The sequence below is a fragment of the Pantoea sp. PA1 genome, assembly GCF_056856975.1.
In genome coordinates, this window is the sequence record NZ_JBXGEE010000003.1 from 409,916 (window position 1) to 424,963 (window position 15,048).

The window sequence follows — 15,048 nt, forward strand, 5'->3', positions numbered from 1 at the left end:
CGACGGTTATCCATTTTTTTGTCCCGGATTCAGAACAGTGCCTCATTCCGGCTGAAAGAAACGTTCTTCCAGCAACTGACGCAACGGGTCGGACTGCCTGCCAAATATCGCATGGACTTCCTGTCCCAGAATCACCACGCCAATTGCCCCTGCCTTCTGTAAACCCGCCGTATCCACCGCCTTCAGTGAGGTCACCTTCACCCGCAGCCGGGTTATGCAGGCGTCCACCTGCTGAATATTGTCACGCCCGCCAAAGCACTCGACAAGCCGTTCCAGTAGCGCGTTGTCTATCTCAACCTCCTGTGCCGTAATCGGCTGCCGGCTGAAATATTGCTTAAACGATTTCAGACTCACCATGTTGTTCTCCTTCAGAGGATAAAAAGGCGGGCTGCTGCCCGCCACTCACGACTGATACACGAAAACGAGCGGGCCATGCCGTGACTGCCCGCAGAAGATAGCCTTTTCCTGCCCTCGGCCTCTAAAAAACCAGCCCTGCATCAACAGCAAAAACCCCGCTCTTCCTGCAGAGAATGCCATCTCTTGAAGTGATGGGGGCATAGGCCCCCTGAGCCTGTGCTCTCCCTATTCCAGCGGTCGGCTCAACACACGGCATCCCCACGCTGCCAGCATCAGCGATCCTGTCATGGGTGTGCCATCAATCAAATCGCTCAGCCCGGCAGGCAATAACACCTGCTGCGTCTGGCCAGTAAAGTTCTGCACAAACAGAAACGCCTGTTCACCATCGGTACGCCGCTGAACGACCACCCCAGGTGGCAGCTCAATCGGCAGTGCGCGCGGTAATTCCAGCTGCTTAATCAGTGCACCATAAAAATCCCGATGGAACGACAGATCATTACGCGACGCGATATACCACGCTTTACCCTGACCTACCCGATTTACGGTCACCGCTGGCGTTCCGGCATAAAAATCACTCTCGTAACTGGCCAGCGCCGTCGCCCCTTCCAGATGAATATGCTCGCAAAGCTCGCGCGCCTGATAAGGTCCGCTCAGCCCCAGCTCATTGCCGCGTATCCCGCGCACGCCGTTGAACTCCTCATCCGTCAGACTATCGATCTCTTCTGACCAGATGCCGAGTAATGGCCGCAGCGGACCCGGGAATCCTCCGAGGTAACAGAGATCGCTCTCATTTACGATGCCGCTCCAGTAACTGGCGACAAAATGGCCGCCGCGCTCCACATGCTGCCTGGCCCGTGCTGCAAAACCATCACGCACCATATAGAGCATTGGCGCAATTACCAGATCGTAGCCGCTGAGCTCGCTATCACCATTAATCACATCCACCGCCACCCCCTGCTCCCAGAAGGCACGATAGTGTTCGTTCACCGTGCGCTCATAATGCAGGCCCAGATTGCGTGGTCCCTGCGCGTTATCCATCGCCCAGCGACTCTCCCAGTCAAAAATGATCGCGACGCGCGCCTCAACCCGACTGCCCATGACCGGCGTCATCGCTGCCAGCATCCGGCCCAGCTCTCTGACTTCACGCCCGGTGCGGGTATCAAGATGACCGACATGATCGACCACCGCACCATGAAACTTCTCAACTGAACCCCGACTCTTGCGCCACTGGAAATACTGCACCGCGTCCGCACCATGCGCCACTGCCTGCAGGGAAGAGAGAATATGCATCCCCGGCTTCTTCAGCTTACTGGTCGGCTGCCAGTTCGTTGCGCCTGGCGTCGACTCCATTAATACAAAGGGCTTGCCCTGTTTCAGGGTGCGCATCAAGTCGTGGTACATCGCGGTATAACAGGCAAGCGTGGTCTCATCCCTGACGTTGTGCCACATCGGATAGCTATCCCAGGAGATAAAATCGAGTGCTGATGCCAGCTTCCAGTAATCGTAGTCGTAGAAATACTCCATGAAATTGGTGGTCGCGGGCAGGTCAGGATTCGCCTGTCTGAGCGGTTTAATCTCCTCACGACAGAAGTCCGTCACCTGATCGGTCATAAACCGACGCCAGTCCAGATTCAGACCGTGGATCGACATTTCACCCTGCGGCGCTGGCGACACAATCTGTGACCAGTCACTGTAGGTATGACTCCAGAAATCACTCCACCAGGCGAGATTCAGATTATCCAGCGTCTCATAGCGGCGCTGCAGCCAGCCGCGAAAGGCCTGCTGACAGCGGTCGCAGTGACACTCCCCGCCATACTCGTTAGAGACATGCCAGCCGATCACCGCAGGATGATGCGCATAGCGCGCCGCCAGTCTGCTGTTTATCGCCTGCACCTTCTGACGATACACCGGTGAGGTCATACAGTGGTTATGACGGCCGCCATGCAGGGCGGGTATGCGATCGCGCCCCACACGCAGTACCTCCGGATAAGCCTGCGACATCCAGGCCGGGCGCGCTCCGCTGGGCGTGGCAAGAAACACAGATATTCCCTCCAGCCAGAGCGAATCGATCACTTCATCCAGCCAGCCAAATTCATAGCGTCCCTCTTCCGGCTCCAGCTTAGCCCAGCTGAAGATACCCACCGACATGACGTTACAGTTCGCCTGCTTCATCATCGCGACATCGTCATCAATAATGCCCGGCTGGTGCATCCACTGCTCCGGATTGTAGTCAGCACCATGCAGCAGCCGGTTAACCCGGGCGCTGAGCGGGGGAAATTTATTCATACCTGTTCCTCAGAGGAAGAGATCAGCGTCAACGCTGATAGTTAATTGAAAACCTGTAGCGAAGGCAGGGCCTTGCCGTGACAGTCAAACAGCGCCTGGTTCTCGCGGGCGTTACCCTGTTTCCATTCGTCGTGGATATATTTCATGCCTGCGGGCGTGGCCCAGGTATTACCCGGCGCGGGGATCCACGCCGGTTCCCAGTACACCACGCCCTTACCGCGATGATCCGGCACCGCCAGTACCGCTGTGATCAGGTCATGCAGATAAGCCGCCTGCCCTGCGACCGTGCCCGGATAACCGCCTGCCTGCGCCTCTCTGGCCTGGAAACTGTTCTCAGCGCTATCGCAGTTTTCCAGCGTGTAGCCATAGGCGGCTTCCACCACCATCACGTCTTTGTCGTAGCGCCGGGAGATGTCATCCATGTTTGCTTTCAGTGCACTGATGGGGCCGTTCCAGTAGGTGTACATCGACAGTCCGATCACATCGAACGGCACATCGCGCTTAACAATTTCGTCGAACCACCAGCGGAACATATCGTTTTTGGTGCCCTCAGCCAGATGCAGCATGATCTTCACCTGATGCGGATCGCTGAGGTTTTCACGCAGCCCGCTGATGCCTGCCTTGAGCAGGCCCGCCAGCCGATCAAACTCACCGCCGTTCTGGCCCCAGCTTTTGCCTTCCGGCCAGAGCATGCCGCCATTAAGCTCATTGCCAATCTGCACAATATCCGGCATCACGCCTTCTGCTTTGAAGCGGGCGAGGGTGTCGCGCGTGTAGTCATGCACCTTTACTTCCAGCTGGGGAAAGGTCAGCGACTGCCAGGCTTTAGGCTTGAACTGCTTGCCGGGGTCGGTCCAGAAGTCGCTGTAATGTATGTCGAGTAACAGCTTCAGACCTGCCGCTTTGACACGCTTCGCCAGCGCCAGCGTGGTCGGCAGATCGTTACCGCCACCGCCATAGGTGTGACCGTTGTCATCGGTAGGATCGACCCACAACCGCAGCCGGATAGTGTTGATACCGCTGGCTTTCAGAATGGCGATAGCATCCTGCTGTTGATTCGCAGCGTTATAGAATTTCGCGCCCTGCTTCTCCAGTTCTGCCAGCGAAGAGATGTCCGCCCCTCTGATAAAATCGGCAGGCCACGGTCCGGCAGAGGCGATGTCTGGCTGTCCGGCGGCGAGCAGCGGCGTCGCCCAGGCCAGCGCCAGGGCGAGAAATAATCGTTTTGGTGACATGATTTATCCTTTTGTACTGCCTGAGGCGAGGCCGGAGACAAAGTATTTCTGCAGGGCCAGATAGAACACCGCGACCGGCAAGGCGATCAGTACGGCACCGGCCGCATAGGTGGTGTAGCTGGCACCCATTTTTTGCGACACCAGGTTGTAGAGGCCAATCGGCAGCGTGTACTGCTCCGGCGTGCGCAGAATGGTACTGGAGAGGATGAAATCGCCCAGCGGTCCGGTAAAGGAGAACAGCGCGACCACCGCCAGAATCGGCTTCGACAGCGGCATGATGATCTCTGCAAAGATGCGGAGATTGCCTGCACCGTCCATACGTGCCGACTCATCCAGATCTTTGGGAATCGAGTCGAGATAGCCCTTCATCAGCCAGGTGTTCATCGGGATCATCCCGCCGACATAGATCAGCACCAGCGCCAGATGGCTGTTGATTAATCCCAGCAGCTGCGACAGGACGAAAATCGCGATAAGCGCCGAAAACTGCGGGATCATCTGCAGCAGCAGAAACAGCATCAGGCCATTCTGCCGCCCTTTAAAACGAAAGCGGGAAAAGGCGTAGGCGGTACAGCTGACGCTGATTAACGTCAGTACCATGGTCAGGAAGCTGATTTTCATCGAGTTCCAGTACCAGGTCAGATAAGGGACCGTGCCGTTGAACAGGTCGCGGTAGTGCTGCAGCGACGCATTCTCCGGAATGATCGCGCTGCTGAGCAGACTGTTGCCCGCATTCAGTGATGCGCCTACCGTCCAGACCAGCGGATAGATAATGATGGTCGAGACGGCCAGCACCACCAGCCAGGTCAGCGACAGGCGTATCCACCTTTCGCGTTTAATACTGCCGGACTTCGCCATAACTGCTCCCTTACACCATCTCATCTTGTTTAAACGACCGGGTCGCGCGGAACTGCCAGAGCGCCAGACCTACCACGAAAATCGACAGCAGAATGGTGATCGTGGCGGCGATGGCATATTGCGACGACGACATGGTGAGCTTGTAGATCCAAGACACCAGGATATCGGTGCCGCCGGCATTCGATCCCGCCACCGCCGGACCACCATTGTTAAACAGGTAGATGATGTTGAAATTATTAAAGTTGAAGGTGTATTGCGTGATGATGATCGGCGCAATGGCGTAGAGCACCAGCGGCAGCGTGATGGTTTTCAGTCGTGTCCAGGCGCTGGCCCCATCCATGATTGCCGCCTCATAGAGATCTTCAGGGATCGCCTGCAGCACTCCGGTCGTCATCGCAAACACAAACGGGAAGCCGAGCCAGGTCTGCATCATGATCAGCGCGGTTTTAGTCCAGAACGGGTCGGTCATCCAGGCTTTAGGTGCGATGCCAAAGAAGTCGAGAATCGCATTGTTGATTACGCCAAAGCTGTCATTAAACATCCCGGCAAATACCAGAATGGTGACAAAGCCCGGCACCGCCCAGGGCAGGATAAAGAGAGTGCGGATCAGCGGCTTAAAGCGCAGGTCCTTCTGATTGACCAGAATCGCCAGCATCACGCCGACGGTGCACTGCAGCGTGGTCGCCAGCAGCGTCCAGACCACGGTCCATTGCAGCACATCGAAGAAGGTGGAGCGCCAGATTGACAGCGTAAAAATGTTGATGAAGTTTTTGAAACCCACCCAGTCCACCAGCTTCGCCGGTGGCGTGTGATAGAGGTTGTAGTTGGTGAAGGCGATGGCGAATCCAAACAGAATGGGAAACACCACCACAAACACCAGCAGAATAAAGCCCGGCGAGATCATCAGGTAGGGGAAGCCGTCACGCAGCAGCAGCTGATACTGCTGACGCACACTGTTAAGTGGCTCTCCCCTGTCGCGCTTAGCGCCATTGATCCAGGCGTCGCGCACCGACAACCCCCAGATCGCCACGCCGAAAGCGGCTATCAGCACACTGATAATTCCCTCCGCCAGCAGGAAAATGGAGTTATCACGCGGCACCGCTTCACCCAGCGTGTAGAGACCCCAGAATCCTTCTCGCAGAAAATCATGGAAGATGCCGGCAAAGCTGCTGAGCAGAATCAGAAAGCAGACGCCTTTCGCCCACTGGCGGTGGTAAAACTGGCCGAAGCCAGGCAGCAGTGCCAGCAGTGCACCGGTCGTCGCATGACGACGCGGACGCCTGGCAGTCACCAGATGTTCCTCGGAAGATATAGCCACTCTCTGATCCTTATCCTGTAGGGTAATCCCGTGAACCGGCCTTACTGATTACTGGCCTGCATCGCTTCAATCTGCATGGTGATCTGTTTCACCGCGTTATCCAGTGCGGCTTTTGGCGCCTGCTTGCCGGAAACGCTCAGTTCCAGCGCCGCATTAGCCGGCCCCCACACTTCCTGCATCTCCGGCACGCCTGGCATGGCTGACGCGCGCGCTGACTGCACCGCGACCGCGTTGGCTTTCTCATCATCTTTAATCATCGGATCGTTCATCAGCGCAGTCACCGGCGGGATCTCCTGGGTTTTCTGATAGCGCGCTTTCACGTACTGCGGCTGGTTGATAAAGGAGAGGAACTTCTGTGCCAGCGCCTGATCTTTGCTCCAGGTCGATACCACATAGCCTTTAACGCCCAGGAAGGAGCTCATCGGCTTGCCGTTTGGCAGTAGCGGCAGTGGTGCCACGCCGTAGTTGATCCCGGCCGCCTGATAAGGCTGGAACGCCCACGGCCCGTTGATCACCGCCGCCGCTTTCTTCTCGGTAAACAGCGAGTCGATTGCGTTAAGGCCGTTGTCGCCCATGATGCCGCCAGGCAACAATCCTTCGCTGAAGAAGCGCCTGAGATAGGTCACGGCCTCCACACTGCCCGGCGTGTTCAGTCCGATATCCTGAGTGTTGATGGCACCCTGTGCATTTTTACCAAAGATGTAAGCGCCCATCGGAGCCATCACGCCCCAGCTGTAGTAAATCTGGTCGAACTTCGCCAGCAGGCCATACTGTTTTGCCTCGCGCTGCTTCTGCGAGAACGCGCGATACTCATCCAGGGTTTTCAGCGGCGCGGGCAGCAGATCTTTGTTGTAAATCAGCACCAGCGTTTCTACGGCTTTGGGTATGCCATAGACCACCTTATTCTGCGTGAAGGCCGCCATCGCCGAAGGGGTGTAAGCGCCCTGTTCTGCTGCGTCAATCTTCAGTGGGGCCAGTAATCCCTGCACGACCGCGCTGCCAAGCTGATCGTTAGGAATGACCAGAACATCAGGACCGATTCCGGCCGGCCCGTCCAGGCGCAGCTTTTCAATCTGCTGTGCAAAAGGCATCTCCTGTACTTTCACATCAACATTAAACTGCTTCTGGAAATCAGCGACCGCTGCTTTGATGCCATCCGCTTTCTTAATATCTTCCCAGACTGTGAGTTGCTGAGCGGCCCAGACGGATTGATTCAGCATCAATGCTGACAGAAGTAGCGTCACGCTGGTTTTGATTTTCATTACTGGCCTCATGTGAAGGTATTACATTTAAAGTTATTTCCGCTGATCTAAACCTGACAATTTTGCAGATAGCAGGGAGTTATCAGGCAAATTCAACGTGATTAACGTATCGCAATTTCGCTTACGCTACGCGGAACATCAGAAACGCTCCAGCCCCTTCGTGCCAATGTGTGATCGCTATTACAGAAATCAAAAACAGCGGTAGGGCGCCTCCTGGCGTAACGTTATAGTCATGGCAGGTAGCATCACGGCTGACATGTAAAGCGACCACCTGGTATACGTATTACATTTAAGCCACCAGAACCATACCATGAGGATCAGCATGTCCAGCATCAGATTGAGAAATGTGACCAAACGCTTTGGTAAAACAGAAACGCTGAAAAACATCGCGCTTGATATTGAAGCCGGAGAGTTTGCGGTCTTCGTGGGTCCCTCAGGCTGCGGTAAATCCACCCTGCTGCGGCTGATTGCCGGGCTTGAAGAGATCAGTGACGGGGAAATCCTGATCGGTGAGGAGGTGATGAATGATGTCGCCCCCTCACATCGCGGCGTGGCAATGGTGTTTCAGTCCTACGCGCTCTATCCCCATATGACGGTGGCAGAAAATATTGGCTATGGCCTGAAAGTGAATGGGCTGCCAAAGGCACAGATTGAGCATCAGGTCGCAACCGTTGCAAAGACGCTTCAGCTTGCGCACCTGCTGGATCGCAAACCCCGGCAGCTTTCCGGCGGCCAGCGTCAGCGCGTGGCCATTGGTCGTGCCATTGTGCGTAATCCCGGGGTATTTATGTTTGATGAGCCTTTGTCGAATCTGGATGCGGAGCTGCGCATCGATATGCGGCTGCACATTGCAAAACTGCATCAGGAGCTGAAAACCACGATGGTCTATGTCACGCATGATCAGACCGAAGCGATGACGCTGGCCGACAGGATTGTGGTGTTGAACGATGGCAAGGTGGAACAGGTCGGCCCACCGATGGAACTCTATTACAATCCGATTAACCGTTTTGTGGCGGGTTTCATCGGCTCACCCAGGATGAACTTTCTGCCCGCCCGCGTGGAACAGTGTGGCCCGGCGGGGCTGGTCGCGTTGATCAATGATGGGGAACACCGGTTGCAGCTTCCTTTACCTCTGCGCCAGCTGCAGCCTGGCGATGAAATCACGCTGGGCATCCGACCGGAACAGCTTCAGATCAACGGTGATGCGCCACTCAGCATCCACTTTCACTGCGAGGTCGTGGAACGTCTGGGCAACAACACCTGTCTGTTTGGGCAGAGCCACGGTTATGATGGTTTCAAAATGCTGCTGCCCGGGGACGTGCACTTCCATCCCTACCAGACCCTGCGTCCCACTTTCCATCCGCAGCACTGCATGGTGTTTGATGCTGACGGAGCACGTATCAGCGCAGATATTGAGATGCCACAGGTGCGCGCAGCCTGAGATCGCTGACTGATATGTCCGGGAAAAAAGGCCGGAAACGGCCTTTACTGCCGGAGCGGCCTATCCGGTCAGTCTGATGCGCCTCCTGACCCGGCGGAACAGGTTACCGGTTAAACCGAACCCTCTTTCTCGATGACCAGCACGCGGGCAACGCCCTGGGGACGCGCAATATGCTCTGTCCCTTCACTGGCATAGAAAATATCGCCTGCATTCAGAACCCTGCTTTTAATCTCACCCTGTTCTTTATATTGCATTTCAACACACCCATCCATCACCGCAAAAACCTCCTGCCCATCGTTGATGTGCCACTTATAGGGCCGATCGGTCCAGTGAAGTTTCACGCTGGTATTGCCGAAGCTCGCGATGTGCTGAGCGTCCCAGGCCTTCGAACCGGTAAATTCTGTGCTGCGGTAAAAATTCATTCTATCTCCGGTAACAGACATACGTTTTCGTCATCGGCCTCATGAATAGCAGAGCAACAACATGGATTCCAGACTCATGCCCGCGCTTGTCCCGATCTGTCCCGATGTTGTCCGGTTAAGGCGTTATCAGGAGATCCGGTAGTCCCGATAAAGCCCGGTAAGTAGTGAGGCTTAACCGCTTCCGGGATGATCACTGAATGAATCGCCTGGCCCGGACGCGAAGGCAGGGATAATATTGACGATGCGTCTCTGTTTCCCCCGACTGTCAGAAGGAGTGTCATGAATTCAGCAACCCTGCAAAACCTCTATCACGCTGCCAGTGAGAAAACGCTCGCGATGTGGGCGAAAAACGCGGGGATTGGGGAGATTAAGAAAGAGAGCTATTACGATCCGCTGAAGCTGGCCCTGGCAACCGGCATTCAGCCCGCCGTTCCCCCCGCGGTTTCACGGCTGCTGGATGAACTGAAACAGCTTACCCGGGATGACCCTCTGGCCGATACCTTGCCGGAGCAGGGTCTGCACTTTACCTTTTTACCTCTGACCCTGCCGCTCTATATTGAGCACGCACCTTTGCCGGAAAAAATGGCTGAACTCAGGGCGATCTGGTCCGGTTTTCACGGGCAAAAAATTGTTATCAGAGATCTTCGTTTAGTCGCGTTGCCGGGACAGCTGTTGCTGGCGGGCATCCCCGACACGCCGGCAACAGACCTGCGTCACGCCTTCTGCGAAAAGGTTCTCAACTCCCGCTGGAAAGAAGAGTTGCTGATGCGTCACACCGGCAGCGCCCTGCCGGCCGCCTTCTGGCACTCGACCCTGCTGCGCTATGGCGCGGCTTATGTACCCGCGCCGCTGCGGCAGTTCTTTCTGGCACGCCAGACCCTCAATTACGGGAAGGTGGAAGGCGAACTGATGCTGGCAGAGGTCAACTACAACTGGACAACCTGTTATCCTTTGCAGGATTAATCGCGCGATCAGAATCAGCTCATTCAATCAGGAAAGAAGATGTCTCTGGCAAAGAAAGATTTCACCCACATCCCCTCTCATCCGTCAGTCAGACCATGAATCGTCAGCTGTTTGTTTCTCTGGATGGCCCCAAAGGTGCCGGTAAAACGACCCTGCTGGAAGCGATCACGGCACGGTTAAGGGCAGACAACCGAAAGGTGGTCCGGCTTTGCGAGAAAAAAAGCGATCCTGACAGAGCGCAGACCATGGCGCTGGTCAACCGGCTCGCCAGAGATCCCTCTCTGGATCTGGAACGGGAAGTTTGTGAGCGCTTAGCGGCCAGCCGGGCGTGGATTTCCCGCAACGTGCTGACCCGCCAGCCGCCCGACAGCATTATCCTGATGGATCGCTGGTATCCCTCCGACGCGGCCTTTCGCCGGCGGATCCCGTTTGCAGAGATTTTGCAGATGAACCACGCGCAGGACGTGCGCATACCGGACCTGCATGTCGGCGTGGTCACCGCGCCTGAGATTTCATGGTCACGGGCGGCAGCACGCTCCCGCGGGCTGGGAAGCACGGTCCTTCACAGGCTGGAAGAGCATGCCGAATGCACGCGGGCGTTCGAGCGTGAAATTGCCCGCACCGGCTGGGTTTTATGCCGTAATGAAGGCACGCTGGATGAAGCCGCCATGCAGGTCACGGCTGAGATAATCCGGGTGATTTAATCTGAAATCCTTATCGCCTGCTGGCAAGGCGGTAGAGAGAATAGCGACCTCTGCCCGCGAAATTTGTCTGAAATCAATCTTCGTCAGGTTACCGCTGGCACTGCGATCCTGCTTTCCCTTATAAAATTCCTTTATTTTTCTATAGGGCACAGGGAATTGCGCTACGCATCACTACCTTTTAATCATAATGAACCGGGCTGGCCTGCGGGCGGGCACGCTTATGCGCCGCAGCCGGCTCTGCGAGGCGATATCACGGCAGACTGGGTTATCGTCGGCGCGGGGTTCGCCGGTGTCGCTTTTGCGCGCCGCCTGGCAGAAATTAAACCCGAGCTGAAAATCGTTATCGTCGATGCCTGTACCACAAGGGAGAGCGCATCGGCGCGCAACTCAGGGTTTGTTATCGGATTGCCCCACAATATTGGCAGCTCCACGGCGGAGTTAAAAAAGGCGCATGCTTACCGGAATCTGCTTCAGGAAGGCATCCGGCAGCTGGAGCAGGAGATTTCGCAGCATAACCTTCAATGCGACTGGCAGAAGGTGGGCAAATATCACTGTCAGGCGGAACGGGGCAACGATCGTATTTTAAATGAATACAGCCGACATCTCGATCTCATGGATGAACCCTGGACGCTGGCTTACAGCGATGAGTTGTACCATAAACTCGGTACCCGCTTTTACAGCAAAGGGATCTTCACGCCGGGCTGTGTGCTGGTTAATCCGGCGCAGCTGATTGCCGGCCTGCACCACCATTTACCGGAAAATGTTCAGCGCTTCGAAAATACACCCGTACTGGGGATTCGTACCGGCAGTCTGGCGGAGGTGGTGACCCCTTTTGGCACAATCAGAACAGCTCAGGTCATGCTGGCGACCAACGCGTTATCGCCAGAACTGCGCCCTGGCCTGGCCCGTCAGGCCGCTATGGCTACCTTCGCCAGCATCACCGAACCGCTGACAGACGCGCAACTGGCGACGCTGCCCCCGATGCAGAGCTGGGGCGTCACGCCGGTGAATGCCATTGCCGGTGCCACCTTTCGTTTCACCTCCGACCGCCGTTTTCTGATTCGCCAGCATGTTATTCCCGCGCTTCGGGGACAGGTCACTGCGGCACAAACCCATCAGGCGACGCAACACCATCAGCGCCTGTTCAGCAAACTCTATCCCACCCTGAACAGCGTGAAGATCACTCACACCTGGTCCGGCACCCTGAGCGTGACACGCAACGGCGCGCCGCAATGGGGGGTGCTGAACAGATTTATCTGCACGGCGGGCGGCTGTAACGGCGCGGGCGTATCGAAACAGACCGTGGCGGGCTCGCTGATGGCTGACTTCATGCTGAAGCAGGATAACCCGCACCTTGCGGATATGCTGTCGCTGGGCCAGGCCAGTTTCATGCCGCCCTCGCCCGTGCTGGATATCGGCATTGCCCTTTCGCTGATGAAAGAGCGTTTCCTGGGACGTAAAGAGAACTGATCATAGTGCCGCTGGCAGGATCGTGTGACGAGAACTTTCCGCTATCCGGGAATGCGGGCAATAACCTTGATCTCAAAATCGAACCCCGCCAGCCAGGTTACGCCGACAGCGGTCCAGTTGGGATAAGGCGGTTGCGGAAAGATGGACGCTTTGACCTGCATGATCGTCGCAAACTGATTTTCAGGATCGGTGTGAAATGTGGTGACGTCGATCAAATCATCAAAGGTGCATCCTGCCGCCGCCAGCGTCGAAGCCAGATTGTCAAATGCGAGGGCGACCTGGGCCGCGAAATCAGGTTCCGGCGTGCCGTCTGCCCGGCTGCCGACCTGACCGGAGACAAACAACAGATCGCCTGAGCGGATTGCCGCGGAATAGCCATGCTGCTGATAAAGTGCGTGCCGGTGAGCGGGAAAAATGGGTTCGCGCGTGATCATCGTGTTTCCTCGGGTTACGGAATGAATGCAGGATGCGGCACAAACCGGAATGATTTAATATACGCCGCGTATGTCACATTAATAATACATACGCGCCGTATGTCAAATAATATACGCGGCGTATGTAAGCTGGAGGAGTTTATGGCAGCCAGTCGCGCTGAAACGATGGAAGCAAACCGTGCAAAACTGATCGCAGCAGCACGCAAAGCCTTTGCTGAAAAGGGCTTTGCCGGGGCCTCAATGGATGAACTGACGGCGAGCGTCGGGCTGACGCGCGGCGCGCTTTATCACAATTTTGGCGACAAAACAGGGTTGCTGGCAGCGGTGGTGGCGCAGGTCGATGGGGAAATGGCGCAGCGGGCTCAGGCGGCGGCCGCTTCGGTAACGGATGAGTGGGAAAGGCTGATCGCCGAAGGGATCGCCTACATTCGTCTGGCGATGGATGCCGAAGTCCAGCGCATCGTTCTGCGGGATGGCCCGGCTTTCCTTGGCGATCCTGCACAGTGGCCCAGCCAGAACAGCTGCCTGGCGGCCACACGGGAACGTCTCGTCAGGCTGATTGAAAGCGGTGCGGTTAAGCCGGTCGATGCCGATGCCGCCGCACATCTGCTTAACAGCAGCGCCCTCAATGCTGCACTCTGGGTTGCAGCCAGCAGCAACCCGGAAAAGGCGCTGCCAGAGATGCTAGAAGCCTTCACGCTACTGGCAGGCGGCCTGCGCCATCAGGCGGTTGAGACCTGAGGCGTTATCCGTCGTGACGCGAATCCTGCTCAGCGGCTGCCGCCCGTCGCTGAACAACGCGTTCCGGCGGGGATATTCAGGCTTGCGTCGGCAGCGGAATCAGGCCGCTCTCCTCATAGGTCGCCATCAGATGATCGAACAGGGTAATGTCCTGCCGCGTGCGGGCAATTAACTGCGCACCGGCAACCGCGGTATAGATGGCCAGCGCACGCTGCGCATTTTTTTGTGCGTCATCGGGCGTCATTTCATTCAGCACCTGATGCAACCATGCCACGTTCGCGTCGACGAAACACTGCACCTCACGCTTCACTTCTTCAGGCAAATCATCATATTCGGCCGCCATGAAGCTGGATAAACAGAGCCTGTTGGCGTCAGCCAGAGAACGGCGGAAAATTTGCGGATAGTGCTTCAGGGCTTCAGCGGGAGAGGCACTTTGCTCCCGGATGGTCTGTAAAACCTGTGCAGTATCCTGCCAGTAGCGATTTGCCACAGCCGCGCCAAGGTCTGCCTTACTGGCGAAGTGATAATAGATACTGGCATTTTTGATGCCGACTTCGTCAGCAATGGTGCGGAAATTTATCCCGTTGTAACCATGATTCTGCGCAGCACGCTTTGCGGCTGCCAGGATGGCCTCACGCGCATTCAAGCTCATAACGCTGTTTTCCTCTGAAACGTGAGGAGGAAGTATAGGGAAAAAATTTTTACCTGCCAACTGGTAGACAGATGTTGACAGGCCGAATTTCCCTGGCCACAATTCACCTACCATTTGACAGGTAGGTAAATAAATCATGACTTCTTCAGACGCTGTATCACACGTTTCAACTCAACCTTCGATGAAAATCTACGACTGGTATGACGGCCCCTATCCTGCCCGGGTCAGAATAGCCCTGGCGGAAAAAGGTCTGCTTTCTCAGGTCGAATTTATTCCGGTCAATCTCTGGAAAGGGGAACATAAAAAGGCGGATTTTCTAGCCATCAACTACTCAGGCACACTGCCGGTGTTAGAACTGAGTGATGGGACGCTAATCGCGGAGTGTACGGCAATCACGCAATATCTGGATCGGCAGGATCAGCATCCCCTTCTGACGGGTGTGACCCCGCTGGAACAGGGGGTGATTCATATGATGACTAAACGGGCCGAGATTGAATTTCTGGATGCGGTAAGCGTCTATTTCCATCATGCCACGGCAGGTCTGGGACCCAAGGTTGAGCTTTATCAGAATCCGGAATGGGGTGCGAAGATGGGCGAAAAAGCGCTCAGGGGCATGCACTACTTTGACCGCGTTTTACGCTCACAGCCCTATGTGGCGGGCAACACTTTCTCAATGGCCGATATCGCCGTCACCGGTGGAATGATATTCGCCGCCCTGGTGAATCTGGCTATTCCGGAGGAGTGTGAGGCGCTGAAAGCGTGGTACCTGAAGATCCAGCAGCGTCCCAGCTATCAGCAGTGGCAGGCCATGGTAGACGCAGGCCGTCCCGGCGCAAAAGCGTAGTCCCGGGTCAGATCGTGGCGGGAGCGGTTTGTCTGAATGAAACCTTCCCGTTCGCTGCTGTAAC

General features: G+C 56.2%; 15 protein-coding genes. 6 read left to right on the forward strand and 9 right to left on the reverse strand.

Annotation, left to right across the window (positions count from 1 at the left end):
• Positions 1-42: 42 nt before the first annotated feature.
• The 6 genes from AC1V0D_RS15410 to AC1V0D_RS15435 all read right to left on the reverse strand — a co-directional run bounded on the left by AC1V0D_RS15410 (position 43) and on the right by AC1V0D_RS15435 (position 7,313).
• Positions 43-357, reverse strand: coding sequence for a PTS sugar transporter subunit IIB (locus tag AC1V0D_RS15410; protein ID WP_046102864.1), 315 nt, complete (start codon positions 355-357; stop codon positions 43-45).
• Between the two features lie 225 nt (positions 358-582).
• Complete coding sequence (locus AC1V0D_RS15415; RefSeq protein WP_111207192.1) at positions 583-2,643, reverse strand: beta-galactosidase; 2,061 nt, start codon at positions 2,641-2,643, stop codon at positions 583-585.
• Positions 2,644-2,684: 41 nt separating this feature from the next.
• Positions 2,685-3,878 (reverse strand): glycoside hydrolase family 53 protein, encoded by a 1,194-nt coding sequence (locus AC1V0D_RS15420; RefSeq protein ID WP_046102862.1) that lies wholly within the window; start codon positions 3,876-3,878, stop codon positions 2,685-2,687.
• 3 nt (positions 3,879-3,881) lie between these two features.
• A complete protein-coding gene (locus AC1V0D_RS15425) occupies positions 3,882-4,733 on the reverse strand; it encodes a sugar ABC transporter permease (protein WP_046102861.1) in 852 nt (283 codons plus the stop codon).
• Positions 4,734-4,743: 10 nt separating this feature from the next.
• Positions 4,744-6,051 carry a carbohydrate ABC transporter permease gene (locus AC1V0D_RS15430; protein ID WP_111207194.1) on the reverse strand — a complete coding sequence of 436 codons (1,308 nt, stop codon included), beginning with the start codon at positions 6,049-6,051 and terminating at the stop codon, positions 4,744-4,746.
• A 41-nt stretch (positions 6,052-6,092) separates the two neighbouring features.
• Positions 6,093-7,313 carry an extracellular solute-binding protein gene (locus AC1V0D_RS15435; protein ID WP_325954136.1) on the reverse strand — a complete coding sequence of 407 codons (1,221 nt, stop codon included), beginning with the start codon at positions 7,311-7,313 and terminating at the stop codon, positions 6,093-6,095.
• Positions 7,314-7,635: 322 nt separating this feature from the next.
• Between AC1V0D_RS15435 and AC1V0D_RS15440 the strand changes: the two genes are divergently transcribed.
• On the forward strand, positions 7,636-8,754 hold the full coding sequence (locus AC1V0D_RS15440; protein ID WP_046102858.1) for an ABC transporter ATP-binding protein: 1,119 nt from the start codon (positions 7,636-7,638) through the stop codon (positions 8,752-8,754).
• Positions 8,755-8,864: 110 nt separating this feature from the next.
• Here AC1V0D_RS15440 and AC1V0D_RS15445 read toward each other — a convergent pair whose 3' ends face one another.
• Positions 8,865-9,176, reverse strand: coding sequence for a cupin domain-containing protein (locus tag AC1V0D_RS15445; RefSeq protein WP_426606963.1), 312 nt, complete (start codon positions 9,174-9,176; stop codon positions 8,865-8,867).
• Between the two features lie 279 nt (positions 9,177-9,455).
• Between AC1V0D_RS15445 and AC1V0D_RS15450 the strand changes: the two genes are divergently transcribed.
• The 3 genes from AC1V0D_RS15450 to AC1V0D_RS15460 all read left to right on the forward strand — a co-directional run bounded on the left by AC1V0D_RS15450 (position 9,456) and on the right by AC1V0D_RS15460 (position 12,313).
• A complete protein-coding gene (locus AC1V0D_RS15450) occupies positions 9,456-10,139 on the forward strand; it encodes a hypothetical protein (RefSeq protein WP_482907716.1) in 684 nt (227 codons plus the stop codon).
• Between the two features lie 95 nt (positions 10,140-10,234).
• The gene (locus tag AC1V0D_RS15455; protein ID WP_058957232.1) at positions 10,235-10,843 is read left to right on the forward strand and encodes a dTMP kinase; all 609 of its coding nucleotides are present in this window, start codon (positions 10,235-10,237) and stop codon (positions 10,841-10,843) included.
• 156 nt (positions 10,844-10,999) lie between these two features.
• Positions 11,000-12,313, forward strand: coding sequence for an NAD(P)/FAD-dependent oxidoreductase (locus AC1V0D_RS15460; RefSeq protein WP_482907717.1), 1,314 nt, complete (start codon positions 11,000-11,002; stop codon positions 12,311-12,313).
• Positions 12,314-12,354: 41 nt separating this feature from the next.
• On the opposite strand, the gene AC1V0D_RS15465 is transcribed toward AC1V0D_RS15460, so the two are convergent.
• Positions 12,355-12,747: a RidA family protein gene (locus AC1V0D_RS15465; RefSeq protein WP_482907718.1), complete on the reverse strand. Its 393-nt coding sequence runs from the start codon at positions 12,745-12,747 to the stop codon at positions 12,355-12,357.
• A 141-nt stretch (positions 12,748-12,888) separates the two neighbouring features.
• Between AC1V0D_RS15465 and AC1V0D_RS15470 the strand changes: the two genes are divergently transcribed.
• Positions 12,889-13,488: a TetR/AcrR family transcriptional regulator gene (locus AC1V0D_RS15470; protein WP_009092720.1), complete on the forward strand. Its 600-nt coding sequence runs from the start codon at positions 12,889-12,891 to the stop codon at positions 13,486-13,488.
• 76 nt (positions 13,489-13,564) lie between these two features.
• On the opposite strand, the gene AC1V0D_RS15475 is transcribed toward AC1V0D_RS15470, so the two are convergent.
• Positions 13,565-14,140 carry a TetR/AcrR family transcriptional regulator gene (locus AC1V0D_RS15475; protein WP_476640365.1) on the reverse strand — a complete coding sequence of 192 codons (576 nt, stop codon included), beginning with the start codon at positions 14,138-14,140 and terminating at the stop codon, positions 13,565-13,567.
• A gap of 181 nt (positions 14,141-14,321) precedes the next feature.
• On the opposite strand from AC1V0D_RS15475, the gene AC1V0D_RS15480 reads away from it, so the two are divergent.
• Positions 14,322-14,984, forward strand: coding sequence for a glutathione S-transferase (locus AC1V0D_RS15480; protein WP_476640326.1), 663 nt, complete (start codon positions 14,322-14,324; stop codon positions 14,982-14,984).
• Positions 14,985-15,048 lie beyond the last annotated feature (64 nt).

Bases quoted from the DNA above. Each gene is read 5' to 3' on its own strand.
- AC1V0D_RS15455 (WP_058957232.1), top strand. From the start codon at position 10,235: ATGAATCGTCAGCTGTTTGTTTCTCTGGATGGCCCCAAAGGTGCCGGT.
- AC1V0D_RS15445 (WP_426606963.1), bottom strand. From the start codon at position 9,176: ATGAATTTTTACCGCAGCACAGAATTTACCGGTTCGAAGGCCTGGGAC.
- AC1V0D_RS15480 (WP_476640326.1), top strand. From the start codon at position 14,322: ATGAAAATCTACGACTGGTATGACGGCCCCTATCCTGCCCGGGTCAGA.
- AC1V0D_RS15425 (WP_046102861.1), bottom strand. From the start codon at position 4,733: ATGGCGAAGTCCGGCAGTATTAAACGCGAAAGGTGGATACGCCTGTCG.
- AC1V0D_RS15415 (WP_111207192.1), bottom strand. From the start codon at position 2,643: ATGAATAAATTTCCCCCGCTCAGCGCCCGGGTTAACCGGCTGCTGCAT.
- AC1V0D_RS15440 (WP_046102858.1), top strand. From the start codon at position 7,636: ATGTCCAGCATCAGATTGAGAAATGTGACCAAACGCTTTGGTAAAACA.
- AC1V0D_RS15470 (WP_009092720.1), top strand. From the start codon at position 12,889: ATGGCAGCCAGTCGCGCTGAAACGATGGAAGCAAACCGTGCAAAACTG.
- AC1V0D_RS15465 (WP_482907718.1), bottom strand. From the start codon at position 12,747: ATGATCACGCGCGAACCCATTTTTCCCGCTCACCGGCACGCACTTTAT.
- AC1V0D_RS15420 (WP_046102862.1), bottom strand. From the start codon at position 3,878: ATGTCACCAAAACGATTATTTCTCGCCCTGGCGCTGGCCTGGGCGACG.
- AC1V0D_RS15450 (WP_482907716.1), top strand. From the start codon at position 9,456: ATGAATTCAGCAACCCTGCAAAACCTCTATCACGCTGCCAGTGAGAAA.
- AC1V0D_RS15475 (WP_476640365.1), bottom strand. From the start codon at position 14,140: ATGAGCTTGAATGCGCGTGAGGCCATCCTGGCAGCCGCAAAGCGTGCT.
- AC1V0D_RS15410 (WP_046102864.1), bottom strand. From the start codon at position 357: ATGGTGAGTCTGAAATCGTTTAAGCAATATTTCAGCCGGCAGCCGATT.
- AC1V0D_RS15435 (WP_325954136.1), bottom strand. From the start codon at position 7,313: ATGAAAATCAAAACCAGCGTGACGCTACTTCTGTCAGCATTGATGCTG.